The organism is Rahnella sp. CFA14(1/10) (genome assembly GCF_004195095.1).
Lineage (GTDB): Bacteria > Pseudomonadota > Gammaproteobacteria > Enterobacterales > Enterobacteriaceae > Rahnella > Rahnella perminowiae.
This window is the reverse complement of the sequence record NZ_SEWS01000001.1, coordinates 1-23,536: the sequence shown is the minus strand read 5'-3', so window position 1 is coordinate 23,536 and position 23,536 is coordinate 1. Positions and strand designations below refer to the sequence as shown.

Annotated in this window: 20 protein-coding genes; 17 read left to right on the top strand and 3 right to left on the bottom strand. The window is 52.6% G+C overall.

All coding sequences use genetic code 11. The features are described from left to right. The first annotated feature begins 230 nt into the window (after positions 1 to 230). The 6 genes from EVX52_RS00100 to tcyN all read left to right on the top strand — a co-directional run bounded on the left by EVX52_RS00100 (position 231) and on the right by tcyN (position 5,231). Entirely contained in the window at positions 231 to 953 is a 723-nt protein-coding gene (locus tag EVX52_RS00100) for an RNA polymerase sigma factor FliA (protein WP_129951483.1), read from the top strand. Between the two features lie 54 nt (positions 954 to 1,007). Beyond that, the gene (fliZ, locus tag EVX52_RS00095; RefSeq protein ID WP_129951482.1) at positions 1,008 to 1,514 is read left to right on the top strand and encodes a flagella biosynthesis regulatory protein FliZ; all 507 of its coding nucleotides are present in this window, start codon (positions 1,008 to 1,010) and stop codon (positions 1,512 to 1,514) included. Positions 1,515 to 1,701: 187 nt separating this feature from the next. Continuing rightward, positions 1,702 to 2,712, top strand: coding sequence for a D-cysteine desulfhydrase (locus EVX52_RS00090; RefSeq protein ID WP_129951481.1), 1,011 nt, complete (start codon positions 1,702 to 1,704; stop codon positions 2,710 to 2,712). A 135-nt stretch (positions 2,713 to 2,847) separates the two neighbouring features. Beyond that, entirely contained in the window at positions 2,848 to 3,648 is an 801-nt protein-coding gene (gene tcyJ, locus EVX52_RS00085) for a cystine ABC transporter substrate-binding protein (protein ID WP_129951480.1), read from the top strand. A 165-nt stretch (positions 3,649 to 3,813) separates the two neighbouring features. Further along, on the top strand, positions 3,814 to 4,482 hold the full coding sequence (gene tcyL / locus EVX52_RS00080) for a cystine ABC transporter permease (protein ID WP_129951479.1): 669 nt from the start codon (positions 3,814 to 3,816) through the stop codon (positions 4,480 to 4,482). Next, positions 4,479 to 5,231: an L-cystine ABC transporter ATP-binding protein TcyN gene (gene tcyN / locus EVX52_RS00075; RefSeq protein ID WP_129951478.1), complete on the top strand. Its 753-nt coding sequence runs from the start codon at positions 4,479 to 4,481 to the stop codon at positions 5,229 to 5,231. The genes tcyL and tcyN overlap by 4 nt, the downstream gene beginning before the upstream one ends. A gap of 290 nt (positions 5,232 to 5,521) precedes the next feature. On the opposite strand, the gene EVX52_RS00070 is transcribed toward tcyN, so the two are convergent. Both EVX52_RS00070 and putA read right to left on the bottom strand, forming a co-directional pair. Further along, the gene (locus EVX52_RS00070; RefSeq protein ID WP_129951477.1) at positions 5,522 to 5,806 is read right to left on the bottom strand and encodes a hypothetical protein; all 285 of its coding nucleotides are present in this window, start codon (positions 5,804 to 5,806) and stop codon (positions 5,522 to 5,524) included. A 61-nt stretch (positions 5,807 to 5,867) separates the two neighbouring features. After that, complete coding sequence (gene putA / locus EVX52_RS00065; protein WP_129990364.1) at positions 5,868 to 9,842, bottom strand: trifunctional transcriptional regulator/proline dehydrogenase/L-glutamate gamma-semialdehyde dehydrogenase; 3,975 nt, start codon at positions 9,840 to 9,842, stop codon at positions 5,868 to 5,870. A 512-nt stretch (positions 9,843 to 10,354) separates the two neighbouring features. On the opposite strand from putA, the gene putP reads away from it, so the two are divergent. The 7 genes from putP (at position 10,355) to phoH (ending at position 18,238) form a co-directional block, all read left to right on the top strand. Then, positions 10,355 to 11,839 carry a sodium/proline symporter PutP gene (putP, locus tag EVX52_RS00060; protein WP_129990363.1) on the top strand — a complete coding sequence of 495 codons (1,485 nt, stop codon included), beginning with the start codon at positions 10,355 to 10,357 and terminating at the stop codon, positions 11,837 to 11,839. Between the two features lie 248 nt (positions 11,840 to 12,087). Continuing rightward, complete coding sequence (efeU, locus tag EVX52_RS00055; RefSeq protein WP_129951474.1) at positions 12,088 to 12,939, top strand: iron uptake transporter permease EfeU; 852 nt, start codon at positions 12,088 to 12,090, stop codon at positions 12,937 to 12,939. Positions 12,940 to 12,985: 46 nt separating this feature from the next. Further along, positions 12,986 to 14,113, top strand: a complete 1,128-nt coding sequence (gene efeO, locus EVX52_RS00050; RefSeq protein WP_129951473.1) for an iron uptake system protein EfeO — start codon at positions 12,986 to 12,988, stop codon at positions 14,111 to 14,113. Between the two features lie 59 nt (positions 14,114 to 14,172). After that, the gene (gene efeB, locus EVX52_RS00045; protein WP_129990362.1) at positions 14,173 to 15,468 is read left to right on the top strand and encodes an iron uptake transporter deferrochelatase/peroxidase subunit; all 1,296 of its coding nucleotides are present in this window, start codon (positions 14,173 to 14,175) and stop codon (positions 15,466 to 15,468) included. A 184-nt stretch (positions 15,469 to 15,652) separates the two neighbouring features. Next, positions 15,653 to 16,801, top strand: coding sequence for an N-acetylmuramoyl-L-alanine amidase (locus EVX52_RS00040; RefSeq protein ID WP_129951471.1), 1,149 nt, complete (start codon positions 15,653 to 15,655; stop codon positions 16,799 to 16,801). A 183-nt stretch (positions 16,802 to 16,984) separates the two neighbouring features. Continuing rightward, positions 16,985 to 17,386 (top strand): hypothetical protein, encoded by a 402-nt coding sequence (locus tag EVX52_RS00035; protein ID WP_129990361.1) that lies wholly within the window; start codon positions 16,985 to 16,987, stop codon positions 17,384 to 17,386. 63 nt (positions 17,387 to 17,449) lie between these two features. Continuing rightward, positions 17,450 to 18,238, top strand: a complete 789-nt coding sequence (gene phoH / locus EVX52_RS00030; RefSeq protein WP_120131086.1) for a phosphate starvation-inducible protein PhoH — start codon at positions 17,450 to 17,452, stop codon at positions 18,236 to 18,238. Between the two features lie 80 nt (positions 18,239 to 18,318). Here the strand turns inward: phoH and chaA are convergent, their stop codons facing one another. Then, positions 18,319 to 19,419: a sodium-potassium/proton antiporter ChaA gene (chaA, locus tag EVX52_RS00025; RefSeq protein ID WP_129951469.1), complete on the bottom strand. Its 1,101-nt coding sequence runs from the start codon at positions 19,417 to 19,419 to the stop codon at positions 18,319 to 18,321. A gap of 471 nt (positions 19,420 to 19,890) precedes the next feature. On the opposite strand from chaA, the gene chaB reads away from it, so the two are divergent. The 4 genes from chaB to EVX52_RS00005 form a co-directional block, all read left to right on the top strand. Beyond that, entirely contained in the window at positions 19,891 to 20,124 is a 234-nt protein-coding gene (gene chaB / locus EVX52_RS00020; RefSeq protein ID WP_129951468.1) for a putative cation transport regulator ChaB, read from the top strand. A gap of 338 nt (positions 20,125 to 20,462) precedes the next feature. Beyond that, positions 20,463 to 21,152 carry a gamma-glutamylcyclotransferase gene (locus EVX52_RS00015; RefSeq protein ID WP_129951467.1) on the top strand — a complete coding sequence of 230 codons (690 nt, stop codon included), beginning with the start codon at positions 20,463 to 20,465 and terminating at the stop codon, positions 21,150 to 21,152. Between the two features lie 285 nt (positions 21,153 to 21,437). Next, on the top strand, positions 21,438 to 23,009 hold the full coding sequence (locus EVX52_RS00010; RefSeq protein WP_129990360.1) for an ABC transporter substrate-binding protein: 1,572 nt from the start codon (positions 21,438 to 21,440) through the stop codon (positions 23,007 to 23,009). Next, the coding region (locus EVX52_RS00005) for an ABC transporter permease (RefSeq protein WP_129990359.1) at positions 23,009 to 23,536 on the top strand (528 nt) is incomplete at its 3' end. The genes EVX52_RS00010 and EVX52_RS00005, both read left to right, overlap by 1 nt.

Here is a 23,536-nt window from a genome sequence, read left to right as displayed (position 1 = left end):
ATTTACCATTCTTAAGGATTAATGCTACGCATTCACTGGTATAATTTAGGATAATCTTTAGGTTGTGATCTTTTTTTAATCGATCGTTGACGCGTTACCGGCAGACGTCTGCAAACAGAATGTGCGAGACATAATCAAAATAACCGTGCTTTTCAGGCCTTATTCAGCCGATTGAACAGCGGTTATCACTGGCACAATCATACTGACCCTCAATTTGCCAGGTTACGACAGTGAGCGATCTGTATACCGCCGACGGCGTGATAGACAAAAATTCTTTGTGGCAGCGCTATGTTCCGCTCGTGCGCCATGAAGCCCTGCGTTTGCAGGTGCGGCTTCCCGCCAGCGTAGAGCTTGATGATCTACTGCAAGCGGGGGGGATCGGCCTGTTAAATGCGGTTGAGCGTTTTGATGCGATGCAGGGGACGGCATTTACGACGTATGCCGTTCAGCGTATTCGTGGTGCCATGCTTGATGAGTTGCGTAGCCGCGACTGGGTGCCGCGCAGCGTCAGACGTAATGCGCGCGAAGTGTCTCAGGCGATGCATAGCGCAGAACAAAAATTAGGGCGACCGCCGAGTGAAGGAGAGGTGGCGCAGGTGCTGGATATTCCCATCGAGGAGTACCGGCAGATATTAATGGATACGAACAGTAGCCAGTTGTTTTCTTATGACGAATGGCGCGAAGAGCACGGCGATACTGCCGAGGCATTGATGGAAGGGCACGAAGAGGCCAACCCGTTACATCATCTGTTGGAGGGCAATTTACGCCACCGGGTGATGGAAGCTATCGATGCGTTACCAGAACGGGAAAAGATGGTACTTACGCTTTACTACCAGGAAGAGTTGAATTTAAAAGAGATCGGGGCGGTGCTGGACGTCGGGGAATCCCGTGTAAGCCAGCTCCACAGTCAGGCGATTAAGCGTTTGCGAACCCGTCTGGCTAACGACCACTGATCCGCTTTTTCCTGGCCGGTTATACATTTTATATCCCTTATCAGGAATAAATTTATGCCAGCGGGAATCAAAACAAGGCCTTTAAGCCGTTATCTTAAAGATTTTAAACACAGTCAGACTCATTGCTCACAGTGTGCAAAAGAACTCGACAGGATGGCACTGGTGTTTCGCGGGCAAATCATCAATAAAGAGGCCATCGCCAAGATGGACCAGCCTATTGATGATGACGTGTGGCACAACCTGTCGCAGGAACTGACCGCGCTGTGTCGTTTTTGCAGTGAGATAAGCTGTAACAGCCATTCGTCATATTTTGACATTATGGCGTTTAAGCAATACCTGTTTGAGCAGACTGAGATGAATCACAGCACGGTGCGCGAGTATGTTGTCCGCCTCCGCCGTCTGGATGAAATCCTCTCTGCAAACAACTATCCTCTGGAGAAACTTTCAGGGGACAGTATCCACCAGCGAATCATCAGTGATTTACCGGTGGCGGGTCATGACAACTACCGTATTGCCCTGCGCAAATACGACCAGTATCTGGCCTGGCAGAAATCCGCGTAATCGGATCTCAGACAGACTGACGCGCAATGCACAAACAGGCTCCTCCGGGAGCCTGTTTTTTTGTCTTGAATCTGTCCGCAGTTTCTATAAATTCTTTATATACTGACTCAATAACCCGTCTCTGAATCTAACCTACTTTAACGATAACAACTTCGTACCGCTCTGTGCCGTGCGTCAGGGGAACACTGTGCCTGCTAAAATTTCTTTGCTTAAAACCCGGCTGGAAGCCTTCGATCGTCTCGATTTACTGTGCAGTGCCACACCACTGGAAAAACTGCATCGTCTTTCTGAATACGTCGGCCGCGATATTTACATCAAACGTGATGACATTACACCGCTGGCGATGGGGGGCAATAAGCTGCGCAAACTGGAATATCTGACCGCGGCTGCGCTGGCAGAAGGTGCCGATACGCTGGTCACTGCCGGTGCCATTCAGTCAAACCATGTACGCCAGACCGCCGCCGTAGCCGCTAAACTGGGCCTGAAATGCGTTGCCTTGCTGGAAAACCCGATCGGCACTACCGAAGCGAATTATCTGACCAACGGCAACCGTCTGCTGCTGGATCTCTTTAACGTGGAAGTGGTGATGTGCGACGCACTGCATGATCCGATGGCGCAACTTGCCGAACAAGCTGAACGCCTGGAGGCACAAGGTTTTCGTCCGTACGTGGTGCCGGTTGGCGGCTCCAATGCTCTCGGCGCACTCGGCTATGTGAAATGTGCGCTGGAAATCGCCGAGCAATCTTCAGCCAGTTTTGTGGATTTCAGTGCCGTGGTGGTGGCATCCGGCAGCGCCGGTACGCACGCCGGTCTGGCGGTCGCTTTACAACATCTCATGCCGGATACACAGTTGATTGGCGTGACAGTGTCACGTAGCGCCGATGCCCAACGTCCGAAAGTCGAAGCCATTGCCCGGGACGTGACAACACAATTGCAGCTGGGTGAGAAAACGCCGTCAATTATCTTGTGGGACGACTATTTTGCGCCGCGCTATGGTGAGCCAAATGAAGGCGGGACTGCCGCCGTGAAACTGCTGGCAGAGCAGGAAGCGATGTTATTGGATCCGGTGTATACCGGCAAAGCGATGGCCGGTTTACTTGAGGGTATTGAGCGCGGATTATTCCCGGAAGAAGGCCCGATTCTGTTCATTCACACCGGCGGCGCACCGGCACTGTTTGCGTATCATCCGCAGGTTTAATACTCTACAATCCGCTTATGCTTTTTTGAGCTAAGATTATAGAATTATATTCCTGATAACTGGCGCAGCGGGTGCTACTGTGCGCAAATTAGTAGGGGATATAGCGTTCTATAACTAACTATAACTGAGGTGAATATGGGTTTTTCTACACTGCGTCGTCGTTTGCTTCTGGGTGCTGTTGCGGTCACGCTGACCGCAGGCATGGTCAGCAATGCATTGGCTGACGAAGGGTTACTGAAGAAAGTTAAAGATCGTGGCACTTTGATCGTCGGGCTGGAAGGGACTTATCCTCCGTTCAGTTTTCAGGGTGAAGACGGCAAACTGACCGGTTTTGAAGTCGAATTTGCGGATGCGCTGGCGCAGCACATGGGCGTGAAAGCGAAACTGCAACCGACCAAATGGGACGGCATGCTGGCTTCGCTGGAATCTAAACGTATCGACGTGGTGATCAATCAGGTGACCATTTCTCCTGAGCGTGAGAAAAAATATGACTTCTCTACGCCGTACACTGTTTCCGGTATTCAGGCGCTGACCAAAAAAGGACAGGAAGGCACCATCACTAAGCCTGAAGATCTGAAAGGCAAAAAAGTCGGTGTAGGTCTGGGCAGTAACTACGAGCAATGGTTACGTCAGAACGTGCAGGGTGTGGATATCCGTACTTATGATGATGACCCGACTAAATATCAGGATCTGCGCGTAGGCCGCATCAACGCTATTCTGGTAGACCGTCTGGCAGCACTGGATCTGGTCAAGAAAACCGGTGATACCTTAGCGGTTGCAGGCGCGCCTTTCTCCCGTCTGGAATCGGGCGTGGCGATCCGCAAAGACAACCCGGAACTGCTGGCCGCGATCAACAAAGCGATTGCTGAAATGCAGAAAGACGGCTCACTCGCGAAGATCTCACAGAAATGGTTCGGCGCGGATGTAACGAAGTAATGCTCGTCATAACTGAACTTGCCTTGGCGTTAGCTGCGCTTGCTCGCCCGAATCACTTACCTGTGTAAGCTCATCGGGACTTGGGCACTTGCTGCCTTGATGCAAGTTCATTTATTTAGAGCATCGGTGAATATCTCAAAGATCCAGAAAATCTAAAGGTCTTAGATGCAAGAAAGTATTCAACTGGTGCTGGATTCAGCACCATTTTTATTGAAAGGGACACTGTTTACGCTTCAGCTCAGTCTGGGCGGGATGGTGTTCGGTCTTATTCTGGGCTTCGTGCTGGCGCTGATGCGCCTTTCGCATTTCTGGCCACTGTCATGGTTGTCGCGTTTTTACGTCTCCGTTTTCCGTGGCACGCCGCTGATCGCCCAGTTGTTTATGATTTACTACGGTCTGCCCCAGTTTGGCATTGAGCTGGATCCTATCCCGGCGGCGATGATTGGCCTCTCTCTCAATACGGCGGCGTATACCTCTGAAACCCTGCGTGCGGCGATTTCGTCTATCGAAAAAGGGCAGTGGGAAGCGGCAGCCAGTATCGGCATGAATCCGTGGCAAACCCTGCGCCGCGTGATTTTGCCGCAGGCCGCCCGTACCGCGCTGCCTCCTCTGGGCAACAGTTTCATCGGGCTGGTGAAAGATACCTCGCTGGCGGCGACTATTCAGGTGCCGGAACTGTTCCGGCAGGCACAACTGGTTACCTCACGCACACTGGAAGTGTTCACCATGTATCTGGCGGCATCGGTCATTTATTGGGTGCTGGCGACCGTTTTATCCTTCCTGCAAAACCGTCTGGAAGACCGCGTTAACCGTCAGGATCAGGAGCCTTCATGAGTACTATTGACGTAAAGCAACTGACTAAAAAATTCCACGGACAAACGGTGTTACACGGTATTGATTTGCAGGTGAATGCCGGGGAAGTTGTGGCGATCATTGGCCCCAGCGGCTCGGGTAAAACCACCTTATTACGCAGCATTAACCTGCTGGAAGAGCCGGACGGCGGCACCATCAAAGTCGGTAATATCGAAATTGATGCCAGTAAGCCTGTCAGTAAACAGAAGAATAACGTCCGTGAACTGCGCAAGCAGGTAGGGTTTGTTTTCCAGAACTTCAATCTGTTCCCGCACCGTTCAGTGCTGGAAAATATCATTGAAGGGCCGGTGATAGTGAAGGGCGAGCCGAAAGAAAAAGCCATCGCCACGGCACGTCAGCTACTGGAAAAAGTCGGGTTAAGTGGCAAAGAAAATGCCTATCCGCGCCGCCTCTCCGGTGGTCAGCAGCAACGCGTTGCCATTGCCCGCGCACTGGCAATGAGCCCTGAAGTAATTTTGTTTGATGAACCTACCTCCGCCCTTGACCCGGAGCTGGTGGGGGAAGTTCTCAACACCATCCGTGCACTGGCTCTCGAGCGTCGCACTATGGTGATAGTGACCCACGAAATGAGTTTTGCCCGTGACGTAGCAGACCGCGCTATTTTTATGGATCAGGGAAAAATAGTGGAACAGGGACCCGCGAAGGAACTGTTCTCAAATCCGCAACATGCGAGAACGAAACAGTTTCTGGAGAAGTTTCTGGCACACTGAGGTCAAAACCGTGGGTTGCCACCCACACGGGCCTCAAGGGGCGCCTGTCGCCGCACCCCTTGAGAATCCCGGGCTCTTTAACTGCGCGCTTCGCTGGAGGCTATGTTTCAGCGAGCGAGGTGATAGCCGCAAAATCCCGCCGCTGCGCGGTGCCCTGCACTCGGGTTACAACCCGCGCAAAAAGAATCGCGGTTTTTCACCTCTCGTTACGGCGTGATTTTGGAACCGGCCTCCGGCTTTTAGTTCGCAACCTCACTGATTTTAATATGAAAGGCCAAATGGTTTTGAATTTAAGATCGTGCGGGCGATTCAGAAATCTTGCTGAACGGAGCGGCCTGAAGACCAAAGGCTTCAGGACCGAGAGAAGGCACCGCATAGCGGCAAGATTTCCAGCCTGTCACAGTGGTTGCTGAAACATAGCCTGCGTGCGGATCACTTGTTTGAAAAAGCGAGGGGAGTTCAGAGGGGAAAAGCTTTTTCCCCTCTGGTCGGTTTCGGCGCGAAAGGCCGCGTGATAACCGTTCTTGAGAAACCGAAATTGTCTCGATCCATTCCTCACTGCAACTGAAATCCAAAAAGTTTCCTCAGGCTTTTTAAAAGCCGCCCACTTGCAGCGGCTCTCCTGCAACTCCTGCTTTACCCGATCGTCATCAGACTCGCATTTCCCCCGGCGGCAGCCGTATTCACGCTCAGTGAACGTTCATGTAACAGACGTTCCAGCAGAATATTGTCCTCACCGCGCGCAAAGCCCTGTACCGATATAATGGCTCCCGGACGCTGGGCAATGGTCTGGCAAAGTTCGCGTAACTGATCCGCATCACCGTGGTAAATCACCGCGTCAAACACCTGCGTGTCGGTCTGCCAGTCTTTGGCGAAATCGATACGCGCCTGTACCACTTTTGGCAGGCTGTTGAACAAATCACGTTGCAACGGCGCTTCCGGCCAGAGAATACGGCAACCTGTCGCGGTGACGGCGGCAAGCTGGATCAGGGCATCGTCCTGATTATCAGCCAGCGCCAGAACGCGCTCACGCGGTAACAGCGCGTAAGTGTTGCGTTCGCCGGTAGGTCCCGGCAGGGTACGCAAGGTACCGCCCTGACTGGTTTGGGCGAAACGTTCACAAACCGTGACGAACTGCTCGCGGTGCTTCTGTTCTGTCGCCCATTGTTGCAGCGCGCGGTGAGGTTCCAGCAAGGCCTCGCGGACGGAGGTATCGAGCGGCAGTTCGCGATCCTGCCGTAACAGGGTTTGCGGTACGGCGTCTTGCGGACGGCTGCTCAGCAGGCGATACAGATACAGCGGGCCACCGGCTTTCGGCCCCGTGCCTGATAAACCTTCGCCGCCGAACGGTTGCACACCCACCACGGCACCGACCATATTGCGGTTCACGTACATGTTGCCGACGTGCGCCTGCTGCGTAACGCGATGAATGGTTTCGTCGATGCGGGTATGAATGCCCAGCGTCAGGCCGTAACCGGCAGCATTAATCTGACCGATCAGCGTATCCAGGTCCTGACGGGCATAGCGCACCACGTGCAGCACCGGTCCGAAGATTTCTTTCTTCATCTCATCAAAGCTTTCCAGCTCGATCAGCGTGGGTTTCACAAAAGTACCGCGGCTCCACTCCTGCTGGTCAGCGGTAAATTCCTGCGTGGCCTGATACACGGTGCGGCCTTTGGCACGCATCGCATCGATATGTTTTTCGATACCGGCTTTGGCTTCGGCGTCGATCACCGGCCCGATATCGGTACTCAGACGCTCCGGATTGCCCATGCGGCACTCCGCCATCGCACCGCGCAGCATTTGCAGCGTGTGATCGGCGACATCCTCCTGAATGCATAACACACGCAGAGCTGAACAACGCTGGCCGGCACTGTCAAAGGCCGAGGCCACCACGTCCATGACCACCTGTTCGGTCAGCGCGGAAGAATCAACAATCATGGCGTTCAGGCCGCCGGTTTCGGCGATAAGGGGTGTCGGACGTCCCTGCGGATCCAGACGACCGGCAATGTTGCGTTGCAAGATACCCGCGACATCCGTCGAACCGGTAAACAGCACACCACGGACACGTTCGTCATTCACCAGCTGCGAACCGACCGTTTCCCCCTGACCGGGCAGCAGTTGCAATACGCCAGCCGGTACACCGGCTTCATGCAGAATCCCCACAGCCAGCGCAGCGACCAGCGGCGTTTGTTCAGCGGGTTTTGCCAGTACGCTGTTGCCTGCGGCCAGCGCGGCAGCAATCTGACCGGTAAAGATCGCCAGCGGGAAGTTCCAAGGACTGATACAGACCACCGGCCCCAGCGGACGGTGTGTGTCATTGGCGAAATCTTCGCGGATCTGCCCGGCGTAATAATGCAGGAAATCTACGGCCTCACGCACTTCAGCGATGGCGTTATTAAAGGTTTTTCCTGCCTCGCGCACCAGCACACCAAGCAGGTTTTGCAACTGCGCTTCCATCAGTTCTGCGCCGCGTTGCAGGATGGCGGCACGTTCTTCGGGAGGTGTCGCAAACCATATCGCACCGGCAGCGGTTGAGGCATCCAGCGCCCGGCCAATTTCGGCTTGTGTGGCTTCACGGACGTACCCAACGATGTCGCTGTTCTCAGAGGGATTGATCACCGGCAGGAATTCGCCATCATCCGTCTGCGCATCAATTATCGGTTGTGCTTTTACCGGATGGCTGGCGCTTTGCAGCAGGGCGCTGGACAGGGATGCCAGGCGGTGTTCGCTGGACATGTCCAGACCCGCAGAGTTGACGCGTTTGTCACCGTAAAGATTGCGCGGCAGTGCGATACGCGGGTGCGGTAGTCCGAACTGACCTTCACTGGCGGCCAGCGCTTCAACTGCCAGAACCGGATCGGCAACCAGTTCCCCGATCGGTAACGTGGCATCAGCGATACGGTTAACAAAGGACGTGTTCGCACCATTTTCCAGCAGACGACGCACCAGATACGCCAGCAGCGTTTCATGTGTACCGACCGGGGCATAAATACGGCACGGGCGGTTCAGTTTGCCGTCAGAAATTTTCCCCACCACCTGCTCGTACAGCGGTTCACCCATGCCGTGCAGACACTGGAATTCGTACTGTCCCGGATAATAGTTATTTCCGGCCAGTTGATAAATCGCCGCCACGGTGTGGGCGTTATGCGTTGCGAACTGCGGATAAATCAGGTTTGGCACGGCCAGCAGTTTACGGGCGCAGGCCAGATAGGAAACATCGGTGTAAACCTTGCGGGTATAAACCGGATAATCCTCCAGACCGTCCATTTGCGCGCGCTTAATTTCGCTGTCCCAGTACGCGCCTTTCACCAGGCGGATCATCAGACGGCGGCGGCTGCGCTGTGCCAGATTGGTCAGGTAATCAATGACCATCGGACAACGTTTCTGATACGCCTGGATCACGAAGCCGATACCGTTCCAGCCGGCCAGTTCCGGTTCAAAGCACAGTTTTTCCAGCAAATCGAGAGAGATTTCCAGACGGTCAGCTTCTTCGGCATCAATGTTAATGCCGATGTCGTAACTGCGTGCCAGCAAGGTCAGCGAAAGCAGGCGCGGATACAATTCTTCCATCACACGTTCATATTGCGCCCGGCTGTAACGCGGGTGCAGGGCGGAAAGTTTGATGGAAATGCCGGGGCCTTCATAAATGCCGCGACCATTGGATGCCTTGCCAATGGCATTGATCGCCTGCTGATAAGACAGTAAATAGGCCTGGGCATCTTTTCCGGTCAGCGCGGCTTCTCCCAGCATGTCGTAGGAATAGCGGAAACCTTTTTCTTCATGTTTACGGGCATTGGCCAGCGCTTCGGCGATGGTTTCACCGGTTACAAACTGTTCGCCCATCAGGCGCATCGCCATGTCCACGCCTTTGCGGATCAGGGGTTCACCGCTTTTACCGATAATACGGTTCAGAGATTTTGACAGACTTGCTTCATTGTGTGTCGCGACCAGTTTTCCGGTGAACAGCAAACCCCAGGTTGCGGCGTTAACGAACAGCGACGGGCTGCGTCCCAGATGTGAATGCCAGTTACCGTTGCTGATTTTGTCGCGGATTAACGCATCGCGTGTCGGTTTGTCGGGGATACGCAGCAATGCTTCCGCCAGACACATCAGCGCTACGCCTTCCTGAGAAGACAGAGAGAACTCCTGCAACAGGCTTTGCACCATCCCGGCGCGGCCGTTTGCACTCTTTTGGTTTCTGAGTCTGGTGGCGATATCAGCCGCGAGTTTCAGCGCTGCATCATTGAGCGGGGCAGGCAGACGCGCCTGTTCAAGCAGCATGGATACGGCTTCAGGCTCAGGGCGGCGATAGGCGGCGGTGATAGCCGAGCGGCTGACCGACTGTGGCAGAATTTGCTCAGCGAAATCAAGGAATGGCTGATGGGCTTCCTGAACAGGTTGTACAGCGGCATCTTCCGCACTTTCAGGTGCAGCGCCATTCAGTGCCGGAATTTCCGGCAGTGTATCGCCGTTTTCCAGCCGTTCAAGATAGGAAAATATCGCTTGTTTGATCAGCCAGTGCGGCGTGCGGTCAATTTTGTGAGCCGCTTCTTTTAGCCTGTCACGCGTACCTTCATCCAGCTTCACGCCCATCGTGGTCATACCCATGCGCAAACACTCCATATGAAAAATTTCAGGTGAATTCGTTATCTTTATGTCGAGCAATATCTTCTATGTTGCAACCTTGTGCAACCTTGTTAATGCATGAAGTGTGCCTGTTGTGATTCACCTGGCATTTTTAACAAGAAAATAACGGCATGGATCTTGCCTGTCTTGTCATGGCGTCAATATCAAGGGTTGTATCGGGTGCAACTTTCCGCGCTGCAAAGTACAACCCGTATTGCGGATAACTGTGATGGAGGGTGAATTTTGTGTATTTGAAATGTTAAAAATATTGAAAAGTGGATAAGGCTAAACCAGTATCCGGCTCGACAGTAATTTTGAATAAAAACCATACAGAGTCAGTGACTATATAAAAATATGGAGAGTCTTGCTGCAACCTTTAGAGGTTTCAGCCATCATCTCGCCCCGGCAGGTTTTTGGCAGCACTTCGGGTGGAGTGCTGTCGGGACAGACAGGTGCCGGACAACATCGCAAAAAATAAGAAAGTGGAGAATGGAATGACAATGAACACACCGATGCTGGTGACGTTTTGTGTTTATATTTTCGGGATGATTTTGATTGGGCTCATCGCGTATCTACGAACCAAAAACTTTGATGATTATATTTTGGGCGGACGCAGTCTGGGCAGCGTGGTCACGGCGCTGTCCGCCAGTGCTTCCGACATGAGTGGCTGGTTGTTAATGGGGCTGCCGGGTGCGATTTTTATTTCCGGCATTTCGGAAAGTTGGATCGCGATTGGTCTGACTATCGGCGCATACCTGAACTGGAAACTGGTGGCGGGGCGGCTACGTGTACACACCGAAGCCAATAACAATGCGCTGACGTTGCCGGATTACTTTACGCATCGTTTTGAAGATTCGAGCAAGCTGCTGCGCATTATTTCCGCGATTGTGATTTTGGTGTTCTTCACCATTTATTGTGCCTCCGGCATCGTGGCCGGTGCACGTCTGTTTGAAAGCACCTTCGGCATGACGTACCAGACCGCGCTGTGGGCCGGCGCGGCGGCGACTATCCTTTATACCTTTATCGGCGGTTTTCTGGCCGTCAGCTGGACCGATACCGTGCAGGCCAGCCTGATGATTTTCGCACTGATCCTGACACCGGTTATCGTCATCCTCGCCGTTGGCGGCATTGATACCTCGATGATGGTCATCAAAGCCAAAAATCCTGAATACACTGATATGTTTAAGGGCATGAATCTGGTGGCGATACTGTCATTGCTGGGCTGGGGGCTGGGCTATTTCGGTCAGCCGCACATTCTGGCGCGTTTCATGGCGGCCGATTCTCACTTCACTATCCGCAGAGCGCGCCGTATCAGCATGACATGGATGATTTTATGTCTGGCAGGTACCATCGCTGTAGGATTCTTCGGCATCGCGTACTTCAGCAATAATCCGGCTGAAGCGGGCAACGTGACGCAAAACGGTGAGCGCGTGTTCATCGAGCTGGCGAAAATTCTGTTCAACCCGTGGATTGCCGGGATCTTGTTGTCCGCTATTCTGGCAGCGGTCATGAGTACCCTGAGTTGTCAGCTACTGGTGTGTTCAAGCGCCATTACTGAAGATTTCTACAAAGCTTTTCTGCGAAAAGGCGCGAGTCAGCGCGAACTTGTGTGGGTGGGGCGTGCAATGGTGCTGATCGTGGCGCTGATTGCTATTGCGCTGGCTGCCAACCCGCAAAACCGGGTTCTCGGTTTGGTCAGTTATGCCTGGGCCGGTTTCGGTGCCGCATTCGGGCCGGTGATCCTGATTTCCGTGATGTGGAAACGTATGACGCGTAACGGTGCACTGGCGGGGATGTTGGTCGGTGCAATAACGGTGATCCTTTGGAAACAATATGGCTGGGCTGAATTATACGAAATCATTCCCGGTTTCATTTTCGCGTCACTGGCTATCTGGATTGTCAGCCTGACGGGGCGTAAGCCTTCCGCCGCTGTTGAGCAGCGTTTCACCGCCGCGGAAGCGGAATATAAAACTGTTTAACCGATAATCTCCTGTTGTGTCACTCAGACCGGGGTCATTCAGGCCCCGGTTTTCAGCATTATCCGCCGCATAAGCCTTCCGTCTGATTTTTTCATGTGTATTTACCGATCCCCTTTCAAAAAAAGGATCGGTTGCCTCTTGTATTTCTTTTGGCAAGAATGATAATCACTATCGTTTCTTTTTACTTTTCTTTACAGAGGCCTCATACATTCTGTGGTTCGTCAGAATTCAGGGGCCGGGAGCTCGTCATGTTCGTTCCGTTTCTCATTATGTTTCGCGAAGGGCTGGAAGCTGCGCTGATCGTCAGCCTGATTGCCAGCTACCTCAAACGGACGCAACGCGGGCAGTGGCTCGGTGTGGTCTGGATTGGCGTTTTCATCGCCGCTGCGCTGTGCCTGGCGCTCGGTCTTTTCATCAATGCCACGACCGGTGAGTTTCCGCAAAAACAACAGGAGCTGTTTGAAGGTATCGTCGCCGTCGTCGCGGTGTGCATTCTGACATACATGGTGTTCTGGATGCGCAAAGTGTCACGGTCTATCAAAGTGCATCTGGAAGGGGCGATTGATCATGCGCTGAATTCCGGTCGCGGTCAGGGCTGGGCACTGGTTGCGATGGTGTTTTTTGCGGTTGCGCGTGAAGGGCTGGAATCGGTGTTTTTCCTGCTGGCAGCCTTCCAGCAAGACGTGGGTATTGAAGCCCCGATCGGTGCAGTGCTTGGCCTCGGCGCGGCCATCGTGCTGGGTTTCCTGATTTATTACGGCGGCGTGAAACTGCATCTGGCGAAGTTTTTCAAATGGACCAGCCTGTTCATCCTGTTTGTCGCCGCCGGACTGGCTGCGGGCGCTATCCGCGCGTTCCACGAAGCGGGGTTGTGGAACCGTATGCAGGACATTGCCTTTGATCTGAGCGGGACTTTATCCACACACTCTTTATTTGGCACCTTGCTGGAAGGGATGTTCGGGTATCAGGAAGCGCCGACGGTCAGCGAAGTTGCGGTGTATTTCCTGTATCTGATCCCCGCGCTGTTCCTGTTCTTTATTCCACAGAGTAAATCGCCTGTGGCTGCGCCGGTTTCTGCCGGGCAAAAAACACAACGTTAATTTTATCAACTTCATTCCTCATTTTGCCCTTGCCACGGAGTTACACATGCCACATTTTCGCCGTAAAGCTTTACAGATCGCCCTGTTGTCCCTGCCGGCCTTTGCGCTGAGCGCCAACGCGCTGGCTGCTGATGTTCGTCAGGTCAAAATTGCTGTTAATGACAAACAATGTGAACCGATGACGCTGACCGTGCCGGCCGGTAAAACTCAGTTTGTTATCCATAACAACAGTCAGAAAAACCTGGAATGGGAAATCCTCAAAGGCGTGATGGTGGTGGAAGAACGTGAAAACGTGGCGCCGGGTTTCACGCAGAAAATGACGGCTAACCTTGAGCCGGGCGAATACGACATGACCTGCGGCCTGCTGAGCAATCCGAAAGGTAAACTGACGGTTACCGCTGAAGGTACGGCCGCTTCCGGCAAGCCTGACGCCATGGCGCTGGTCGGCCCGATTGCGGAATACAAAGTGTATGTGACTCAGCAGGTGGCTGAACTGGTGGCACATACCAAAGCCTTTACGGACGCGGTGAAGAAGGGCGATCTGGCGAAAGCGCAATCCCTGTACGCTTCTACCCGTGTTTACTATGAGCGCATCGAACCGATTGCCGAACTGTTCTCTGATCTGGACGGCAGCATCGATGCCCGTGAAGATGATTTCGAGAAAAAAGCCGAAGATCCTAACTTCACCGGTTTCCACCGTCTGGAGAAAATCCTTTTCGCTGACAAAACCACCCAGGGCACCGAACCGTTTGCCGACAAGCTGTATGCCGATACCGTTGATTTGCAAAAACGTATCGCAGAGCTGACCTTCCCGCCAAGTAAAGTGGTCGGCGGCGCAGCGGGCCTGATTGAAGAAGTGGCCGCCAGCAAAATAAGCGGCGAAGAAGATCGTTACAGCCGCACTGATCTGTGGGATTTCCGGGCCAACCTTGATGGCGCACAGAAAATTGTCAATCTGCTGCGTCCGTTGCTGGTCAAAGCCGACAAACCGTTGCTGGATAAAATCGACGCCAACTTCAAAACCGTTGATGCGCTGCTGGACAAATATAAAACCAAAGACGGTTACGAGAATTACGAAAAACTGTCTGATGCGGACCGTAACGCAATGAAAGGTCCTATCACCACGCTGGCAGAAGACTTGTCCAAACTGCGCGGTGTACTTGGTTTAGATTGATATCTTTAGCGCCTCCCCCTGCGCAGGAGGAGGCGCTTTTAAATTCCTGAGGCATAGCAATGAGCAACAAAAACGATAATCAGAACGAAGTTTCTTCTTCCCGCCGCAGTTTACTCAAGGGCGTGGGATTGTTAGGCGGGGCATTTGCCCTGGGCGGCGCAGCCACAGCGCAGGCTGAGAAAACACCCGAAGCAAAGAACGAATATACACCAGGGACTGTTTCCCCTGACGAGCGCTGGGGTAAGCAACCCTATTATGGCGAGCATCAGGCGGGTATTTTAACGCCGCAACAGGCATCGATGATGCTGGTTTCCTTTGACGTGCTGGCCACTAACAAAGCTGATCTGGAGCGTCTTTTCCGTCTCCTCGATTCACGTTTTGCCTTCCTGACCAAAGGTGGCACTGCGCCTTCAATGGATCCGAAATTTCCGCCCATGGATTCAGGGGTGATGGGCGCAGAAATCTACCCGGACAATCTGACCATGACGCTTTCTGTCGGGGATTCTCTGTTTGATGAGCGCTTCGGGCTGGCACCACATAAGCCTTTGAAATTACAACGCATGACACGTTTCCCGAATGATTCACTGGATGCCAAACTCTGCCACGGTGACCTGTCCTTGCAAATTTGCGCCAACAACAGCGATACCGTGGTGCATGCGCTGCGGGACATCATCAAATATACGCCTGATTTACTCAGCGTACGCTGGCGTCGTGACGGCTTTATTTCGTCCCATGCGGCGCGCAGTCAGGGCAAAGAAACGCCGATCAATCTTCTGGGCTTTAAGGATGGTACGGCGAACCCGGATGCCAAAGATAAGCCTTTGATGGATAAAGTTATCTGGGTGACCGGCGGGCAGGGCGAACCGGCCTGGACGGTGGGCGGCAGTTATCAGGTGACACGTCTGATCCCGTTCAAGGTGGAATCCTGGGACCGTACGCCGCTGCAGGAGCAGCAGTCTATTTTCGGGCGCGACAAAGCCACCGGCGCACCGCTGGGGATGGAAAAAGAGCACGACGTGCCGGATTACGAAAAAGACCCGGATGGCAAGACGATCCGCCTCGATGCGCATATCCGTCTGGCGAATCCGCGCACTAAAGCCACCGGAGACAGCCTGATGTTGCGCCGTGGCTACAGCTATTCCCTGGGTGTGACTAATTCCGGGCAACTGGAAATGGGACTGGTTTTTGTCTGTTATCAGCATGACCTGGAAAAAGGTTTCCTGACCGTGCAGAAACGTCTGAACGGTGAAGCGCTGGAAGAATATATCCGCCCTAACGGCGGTGGCTTCTTCTTCACGTTACCGGGCAATAAAGACGAAAGTCACTATCTCGGACAATCGTTAATCGAAGCGTAATTTAACTCCTTCCCTTCGCCGGGGAGGGAGCCGATCCCAGAGGAACCCAAACCAGACATCATTTTTACGCCTGGTTACGCATTTCATCGCCTGTTAATACTCCGCCTCATCCAAAAAAATCTCAGTAATGTCATGATGATAAATCGCAAAACTGATTTATTACGTTGCCTGTTCTGAGACTGTTATGACCATCAACCATACCCGCAGAAAATTACTGATTTTTGGCATCGGACTTTCGCTGACCGCGCCGCGTTTGTACGCCGCCCAAAAAGCGGTGCGGATCACCATGACTTCAGATGCCAGTCAGATTCACCTGGCACTCCCTGCGGCAGATAAACGCTGTCGCGTGTTTATGCTCAGTGCGCCGGAGCGGGTCGTGATTGATATGCCGTTGACATCATTTCCGCCGGAACTTGAGCATGCACTGACCGTGGTGCGGCAGAAGTTTTCCTGGGTCACAGAAGGGCGCATTGCTCATTTCAGCCCTGAGGTGGCGCGCATCGTGTTGCAGGTGAACGGTAAACCGAAGATTACGCGTAACACGGAAAATGGTGTCCTGACGGTGACGATATCGGCAGAAAGCCATGCTGCCGCAATTGGGCCGGTCGTGTCCCCTTCGCCGCAGGCGGAGAAACCGCTGCTGGTCATGATCGATCCGGGTCATGGCGGCAAGGATCCGGGGGCAATCGGTAATGAAGGCACTTATGAAAAACATGTCGTGCTGCATATCGCCAAACGCCTGCAAACTTTGCTCAGCCAGCAGCACGGTATTCACGCCGTGCTGACCCGGCAGGATGATGTATTTATTCCGCTTTATCACCGCGTCAGCCTGGCGCATCAGCATGCGGCGGATCTGTTTATCTCGATACATGCCGACGGTTTCACCAACGATCTGGTCTCCGGAGCATCGGTTTTCGCACTGTCTGAACACGGCGCAGGCAGTGCGATGGCGCGCTATTTATCGCAAAGCGAAAACAGCGTCGATGTGTTGTACGACGACGATTTTAAAACGGACGATCAATATCTTAAAGAAACACTGTTTGATCTCGACCAGCACGAAACCATTCACCGCAGCCTGGATTTTGGCAGACATCTGGCAGCAAATATCAGTAAAGTCCATCACATGCACAGCCCGCATCCGGAACAGGCAGGTTTTGCGGTACTGAAATCTCCGCGTATTCCTTCCGTGCTGGTGGAGACATCCTTCATCACCAATAAACAGGAAGAAAAATTACTGGGTGAGCCGGTGTTTCAGGAGAAAATGGCCCATGCGCTGGCCGAAGGGATTAACAGTTACTTCATCAATGAAAAGAAAAATAATCTGCTGAGCTGAGAGAAATTCAGCACGATTAAAGAGGATCTGAAAAAGATCCGCATGATCCTATTGACGCCATCCGCAAACTTTTTTACATTTTGGTAACGCAAATGTTTCAGTTGTCATTATACTGACATTTATAAGCGGTAGTTTTCACGAGGTGTACGGCAGGTGCCGTTAATAACACTGCGGGGAGCGCGAATGGTAAAGTCCATGTTTGGGCTGTTGATCGAAAATAATCCACTTTTCTCATTCACCCGTTGTTGCTTAAATGCAAACGGGGGCAAGGCTTCCGACTCTCTATTATTTCAGGATTTACTTTCAGTTTTTTCCTACCGCTTTTTACAAAAGATATCATCCACCCAACCCCAACCCTGTTGTTTAACTGACCGCCTATTTGTTGGTGAAAATGATGTGAATATCACTGGCTTTTATTCTGGACGTTTTATTGTATGGGTCAGCGGTTTGTCATTATTGACAATGCCTCCTCGTGAACAGAAAACAACCCAAAGAGTTTCCGTTAATCCCTTCAGGTTCTTTTCCTCTTCACGTTATTCATTGGCTCCACTTGGTCTAAAAGGAGACCAAAACCTCATTTGTTAGTGAAACATAACCGTGCGGGCATTATGCCTTAGCGTTAAGTGAATCAAACTGTAAGGTGCCACTATGGGAAGACAGAAAGCAGTGATCAAAGCTCGTCGTGAAGCAAAACGTGTTATTCGTAATGATTCACGCAGTCACCGCCAGCGCGAGGAAGAGTCTGTGACGTCATTGGTACAGATGGGCGGTTTGGAATCGATCGGCATGGCTCGCGACTCCCGCGATACGTCCGTCATCGAAGCGCGTACTGAAGCTCAAGGTCATTACTTATCAGCCATAGAGAATAAGCAGTTAATTTTTGCCACCGGTGAAGCCGGTTGCGGCAAAACATTTATCAGCGCTGCGAAAGCGGCAGAGGCATTAATTCACAAAGAAATCGACAGAATTATTGTGACACGTCCGGTATTGCAAGCCGATGAGGATCTCGGTTTCCTGCCCGGTGATATTTCTGAGAAGTTTGCACCCTATTTCCGTCCGGTCTACGACATTCTGCTACGTCGTCTGGGTTCATCATTCCTGCAATATTGTTTGCGACCGGAAATAGGCAAGGTGGAAATTGCGCCATTCGCTTATATGCGCGGGCGTACTTTCGAAAACGCGGTGGTTATTCTGGACGAAGCGCAGAATGTCACAGCCAGCCAGATGAAAATGTTCCTGACCCGTCTCGGCGAAAATGTGACGGTGATTGTTAACGGTGATATTACCCAGTGCGATTTACCACGTGGCGTAGTATCGGGGCTCAGCGATGCAATGTCCCGCTTCGAAGAAGACGAGATGATCGGCATCATTCAGTTTGGTAAAGAGGACTGTGTGCGTTCGGAGCTGTGTAAACGCACCTTGCACGCTTACTCTTAATTCTCCCATCGTTCCCATGAAAAAGGCCGCTTATCTGAGCGGCCTTTCTTTTTGTGCCTCCGCCTTCGCAGGAGAGGGGGTTAAAGCATTATCAGCATCATATAGGCACAAAACAACGCAAGATGCGCGGTACCGTTTAATACATTGGTACGGCCGGTGGAGAAGGAAATCTGGCACAGAATCAGCACTGCCAGCATCACCACAATGTTTGCCGGGTCAAGACTGAAAATCAAATCCTGGCCTGTCAGCGTGGCAATGACGGTCACTGCCGGAACGGTCAGTGAAATTGTCGCCAGCACGGAGCCGAAGAACAAATTCATGGCGCGCTGCACCTGATTTTTCAGCACGGCTTTCAGTGCGCCCAGACCTTCCGGAGAGAGGATCAGTAACGCGACCAGGAAACCCGTGAACTGCGCAGGGGCATTCAGTTCTGTCAGCAGGCTTTCCAGCGGATTAGCATTGAACTTGGTCACCGCGATAACCAGCACCAGATGGACGATCAACCACAGCGTGTGTGTCAGGTTGCTTTTTGACGATGGCTTGCCATGACCCTCTTCTTCGCCTTCATCTTCATGCTCGTAGATAAACAGGCTCTGATGGGTTTTGGTCTGGATAAGCAGAAATACGCCGTACATGGCGGCTGAAATCACTGCCACAAACAACGCCTGTGGCGTCGAGAAATTGCCCGCCGGCAAGGCGGCAGGCAGCACCAGCACAATCACCGCCAGCGGGAATATCGCCATCAGGTACTGTTTGATACCGCCGAGATTGACATACTGTGTCGCAAACTTACGCCCGCCTAATAACAGTGCCACGCCCACCAGACCGGCGGTAACAATCATAATGATCGAGAATAACGTGTCACGCATCAGCGCGGGGGCGGCATCGCCGGTCGCCATCAGGGCCGAAATCAGGCTGACTTCGAGGATCACGACGGAAAGGCTGAGGATCAGCGACCCGTACGGTTCGCCAAGACGGTGCGCCAGAACATCGGCATGGCGTACGACGCTGAACGCACTGGCGAGGATACCGACCAGCGCGATGAGATTAATGCCGACAACCGAGGCGAAGTTACTGCTGTTGCCCCAGAGGACGAGAACGAGAAGTGCAGCGATGGGAAAAACCAGGGAGTATTCCTGATGGCGGGTTTTGATTTTTGGATGTTCCTGTGAAGACACCATGATGATTATTCTCCTTATAAACGCTCACGTAATAACAACCGCCTGTCTGTCAGTTGTCAGCAAAATGCCTGGCAGCATTAAGGTATAACCCATTAAGTATAGTAGATAAATTAACCTATTAACAGGATAAAATCAGGCTTAAGACATAAAGCATGCAATAGCCTTCATTTGTCAGGCCGGGATTTGGATTAAATGATGATAAAAATTAAATTAATTGTGATTGTTAAAATACTAAGTCTTTTTAAAACAACCAATTAATATGATATAACGAAAATATAGCGATTATGCGTCAATTTATGTAAATACCGGGAGTACCCCTATAAATTACTGGCGCCGAGGTGCCGCCAGCAGCACGATAACGAGAATAATCTGGCGGAGTCCTTTGAGGGTAGCAGCTAGACTTAACATTGTGCGTACACACCGCACACAAAAATTATCAGTGCCATGCACGCCATGAAAAAGGAGACGACTATGCCTTATCAGAACCGAGCAGCGTTGCCTGAATCCGTGCGCAACGTGCTGCCTGCCCACGCACAGGATATCTATAAGGAAGCGTTTAACAGCGCATGGGATGAATATAAAAAACCCAAAGACCGGCAGGGCGATGACTCCCGGGAGGAAACGGCGCACAAAGTTGCCTGGGCTGCAGTGAAACATGGATATAAAAAAGGAGACGATGATAAGTGGCACCCTAAGAAATCCTGATGTTTATGGCAGGTGAGGGCGTTCCCTCACCTGCCTGAAGACCTGCCCGCCCCTCCGTTTTTGTTTTATTCCCGCCCGAAATATCAACATTCATACAATGTTCATAAAATAATCACTTTATTTTCCTTTTGTGATCACTCTCAACCTTGATTGCAACGAAAGAAACGAATAAGGTTTCATCCTGTGGGGGTATACGAAACTTCTTAATAAAATTGCCCCGCAGCCTGAAGCTCAGGCAAAAACTGTCCGATAACATCAACAGATGAAACCCACCACAGCGGAGAACACAGCGTTAACAGCATGTCATGTTCAAAAGTAAGTCGTACCTGGGGGAATGAATGTTAACTCGAGATTTCCTGCGTAACGCAGATTGCAAAACAGCATTTGGCAGCATTGATGAATCGATGCTACTGACCCCTGAACAGCGCGCTGCCTCTTTGTGCTGCACGCTGGCGCGTCGCCCCGACAACAGCCCGGTCTGGATTTTTGGTTACGGTTCACTGATGTGGAACCCGGTTTTTGACTCAGAAGAGGCGCGGCCTGCCACCTTGCACGGTTATCATCGTGCCTTCTGTCTGCGTCTGACCGCCGGGCGTGGCACCCTTGCGCAACCCGGCCGTATGCTGGCGCTGCGGGATGGCGGCAAAACCACTGGCCTGGCGTTCCGTCTGCCTGAAGACACCCTTCTCGATGAACTCGAACTGCTGTGGAAACGTGAAATGCTCACCGGCTGTTACCGTCCGACCTGGTGCGAACTGGATCTCGACGATGGCCGCAAGGTGACCGCGCTGGTGTTTATTATGGATCCCTCGCACCCGCAATATGAAGCCGATACCGATTATCAGGTTATCGCCCCACTGATTGCGCAGGCCAGCGGCCCGCTCGGCACCAATGCGCAATACCTGTTTGCACTGGAAAAAGAGCTGAACAACTACGGCATGCGTGACGATTGTATGAGCGAGCTGGTCAAACAGGTGCGGATGCTGTTGTCTGTTTCTCCGGGGCTGGATGTCCCGGGACTGAGTTAACGTCGGGTCTGGTATTGCCGGCTGTGCGGGGTTGCCGTGCAGCCATTTCATTAATCTCTCCCGTTTTAAGCGCCTGCCTTTTCGCTGTTCATAAAATATTTCCACCACGGCCTTTGTACAGTAACAATCCGCCGCAAAGCCCCGTCTTGCCTCATTAATAACCAATCAGATAACGTTATGCAAAATTCGCATAACGATAGTCTTTATCAGACTTTCTGCCAGATAGAAGAAACTTTACACTCAACAAAATCTTAGCAATTTCGCTACCTTGGAGAGTCTGTCTTGATGAAAGCTTTATTACCGTCCGTTCTGTTTACGGCTATTGCGGCTACTTTCTCCGTGCAGGCTGCTACGCCGCCGGATACGCTGGTTATCGCACAATCCATTGATGACACCTCCAGTTTTGACCCGGCGCAGGGATTTGAACTGACCACGGTTCAGGCTTTTAATAATATTTATCAGCGCCTGGTCCAGTCTGACCCGAACAATCCGATCGATTTAAAACCGACGCTGGCGGCCTCCTGGGAAGCAGGCAAAGATAACCGCAGCCTGACCTTCACGCTGTCACCGAAAGTCACCTTTGCCAGTGGCAATCCGCTGACTGCCGATGACGTCATATTCTCGTTGTCACGCGTGGTGAAGCTGAATCTGGAGCCTTCATTTATCCTGACGCAACTGGGCTGGACCGATAAAAACGTCGATACCTTCCTGACTAAGATTGATGACCAGCATGTGAAAGTCAGCTGGACTGCCGATGTCAGCCCGTCATTCGTGCTGAGCCTGCTGTCTGCGCCGGTATCTTCTATCGTGGACAGTAAACTGGTGAAAGCTAACGCCACCGCTGACGACCTTGGTCACCAGTGGCTGAGCAATCATTCTGCCGGTTCCGGCCCTTACCAGATCCGTAACTACATACCGCATGAAGTCGTGATTTTATCTGCGAACCCGACCTCACCGGAAGGCGCGCCGAAGCTGAAAACCATTCTGATCAAAAACGTACCGGATCCTGCTGCGCGCCGCTTGCTGATCGAGCAGGGGGATGCCGATATGGCGCGTAATCTCGGTTCTGACCAGATGGCTGCACTCGCCGGTAAAAAGGGTGTTAAGCCTCTGGCGATCCCGTATGCCTCACTGTACTTCATGCAGTTCAATGTCAAAGCCTCCCCGGCGCTGGGTAATCCTGCATTCTGGGAAGCGGCCCGCTACCTGTTCGATTACAACCACATTGCTCATGATCTGATGAAAGATCAGTTCCAGGTGCATCAGGCCTTCCTGCCGGAAGGCTATCTGGGCGCGCTGAACGACACGCCATACACCTATGACCCGGCAAAAGCCAAAGCGATTCTGGCGAAAGCCGGGCTGAATAACGTCAGTTTCACACTCTCTACCGCCAATCAGCCGCCGTATCTGGATATCGCACAGGCGCTGCAGGCCAGCTTTGCGCAGGGCGGCGTAACGGTGAAACTGGATCCGGGTTTGAGCTCGCAGATTTCTACCAAAGTGAAATCACACAATTACGACGCGTATATGTCGTCATGGGGACCGGATTACTTTGACCCGAACACCAACGCTTCAGCGTTTGCTTTCAACCCGGAAGAGGGGAGCAGCAAAACACTGGCATGGCGCGCTAACTGGTCCATTCCTGCACTCAATAAACTGACGCTGGCTGCGATTGCGGAACCGGATCAGGCCAAACGCGTGGCGGATTACCGTCAGTTGCAGCTGGAAGTCCAGAAAAACTCGCCGTTTGTGATTGGTCTGCAAGCCAAAAGCCTGATTGCCGTACGCGACAACATTAAAGGTTACGTGCAGGGCATCAACCCTGACATGGTCTTTTACAGCAAGGTCACGAAGTAATGGCAGACAGTTCAACACCCGCCGGATTCGTCCGGCAGGGTTGGCGCTGGTCAGGCCGTTTGCTGACCGGCGTGATTTCGCTGGCACTGACGCTGCTCGGACTGCTGGCGTTTACTTTCACGCTTTCCCATCTCGCCCCGATTGATCCGACGTTACAGGTGGCCGGCGATCACGCCAGCGAAGCCACCTATGCGCAGGTGCGTCGCGATTTAGGTCTCGATCAGTCCGTACCGGTACAATTTGTCCGTTATCTCGATCACCTGGCGCACGGCGATATGGGAATTTCCCGTATTACCGCGCAGCCGGTGGCCAGCGATCTGATGCGTACATTCCCGGCAACGGTTGAGCTGGCGACTTGTGCCATCCTGCTCGGCGGCACCTTCGGGATTTTGCTGGCGTTGCTGGCGGTATGGAAACCGGGAAGCTGGCTGGATAATGCGGCAAGGCTGGTGTCGTTGCTCGGGTATTCCGTGCCGATTTTCTGGCTTAGCCTGCTCGGCCTTTTACTATTTTACGCGGTACTGCAC

Bases quoted from the DNA above. Each gene is read 5' to 3' on its own strand.
- fliZ (WP_129951482.1), top strand. From the start codon at position 1,008: ATGCCAGCGGGAATCAAAACAAGGCCTTTAAGCCGTTATCTTAAAGAT.
- tcyJ (WP_129951480.1), top strand. From the start codon at position 2,848: ATGGGTTTTTCTACACTGCGTCGTCGTTTGCTTCTGGGTGCTGTTGCG.
- tcyL (WP_129951479.1), top strand. From the start codon at position 3,814: ATGCAAGAAAGTATTCAACTGGTGCTGGATTCAGCACCATTTTTATTG.
- tcyN (WP_129951478.1), top strand. From the start codon at position 4,479: ATGAGTACTATTGACGTAAAGCAACTGACTAAAAAATTCCACGGACAA.
- putA (WP_129990364.1), bottom strand. From the start codon at position 9,842: ATGGGTATGACCACGATGGGCGTGAAGCTGGATGAAGGTACGCGTGAC.
- putP (WP_129990363.1), top strand. From the start codon at position 10,355: ATGACAATGAACACACCGATGCTGGTGACGTTTTGTGTTTATATTTTC.
- efeU (WP_129951474.1), top strand. From the start codon at position 12,088: ATGTTCGTTCCGTTTCTCATTATGTTTCGCGAAGGGCTGGAAGCTGCG.
- efeO (WP_129951473.1), top strand. From the start codon at position 12,986: ATGCCACATTTTCGCCGTAAAGCTTTACAGATCGCCCTGTTGTCCCTG.
- efeB (WP_129990362.1), top strand. From the start codon at position 14,173: ATGAGCAACAAAAACGATAATCAGAACGAAGTTTCTTCTTCCCGCCGC.
- EVX52_RS00040 (WP_129951471.1), top strand. From the start codon at position 15,653: ATGACCATCAACCATACCCGCAGAAAATTACTGATTTTTGGCATCGGA.
- EVX52_RS00035 (WP_129990361.1), top strand. From the start codon at position 16,985: ATGGTAAAGTCCATGTTTGGGCTGTTGATCGAAAATAATCCACTTTTC.
- phoH (WP_120131086.1), top strand. From the start codon at position 17,450: ATGGGAAGACAGAAAGCAGTGATCAAAGCTCGTCGTGAAGCAAAACGT.
- chaA (WP_129951469.1), bottom strand. From the start codon at position 19,419: ATGGTGTCTTCACAGGAACATCCAAAAATCAAAACCCGCCATCAGGAA.
- chaB (WP_129951468.1), top strand. From the start codon at position 19,891: ATGCCTTATCAGAACCGAGCAGCGTTGCCTGAATCCGTGCGCAACGTG.
- EVX52_RS00015 (WP_129951467.1), top strand. From the start codon at position 20,463: ATGTTAACTCGAGATTTCCTGCGTAACGCAGATTGCAAAACAGCATTT.
- EVX52_RS00010 (WP_129990360.1), top strand. From the start codon at position 21,438: ATGAAAGCTTTATTACCGTCCGTTCTGTTTACGGCTATTGCGGCTACT.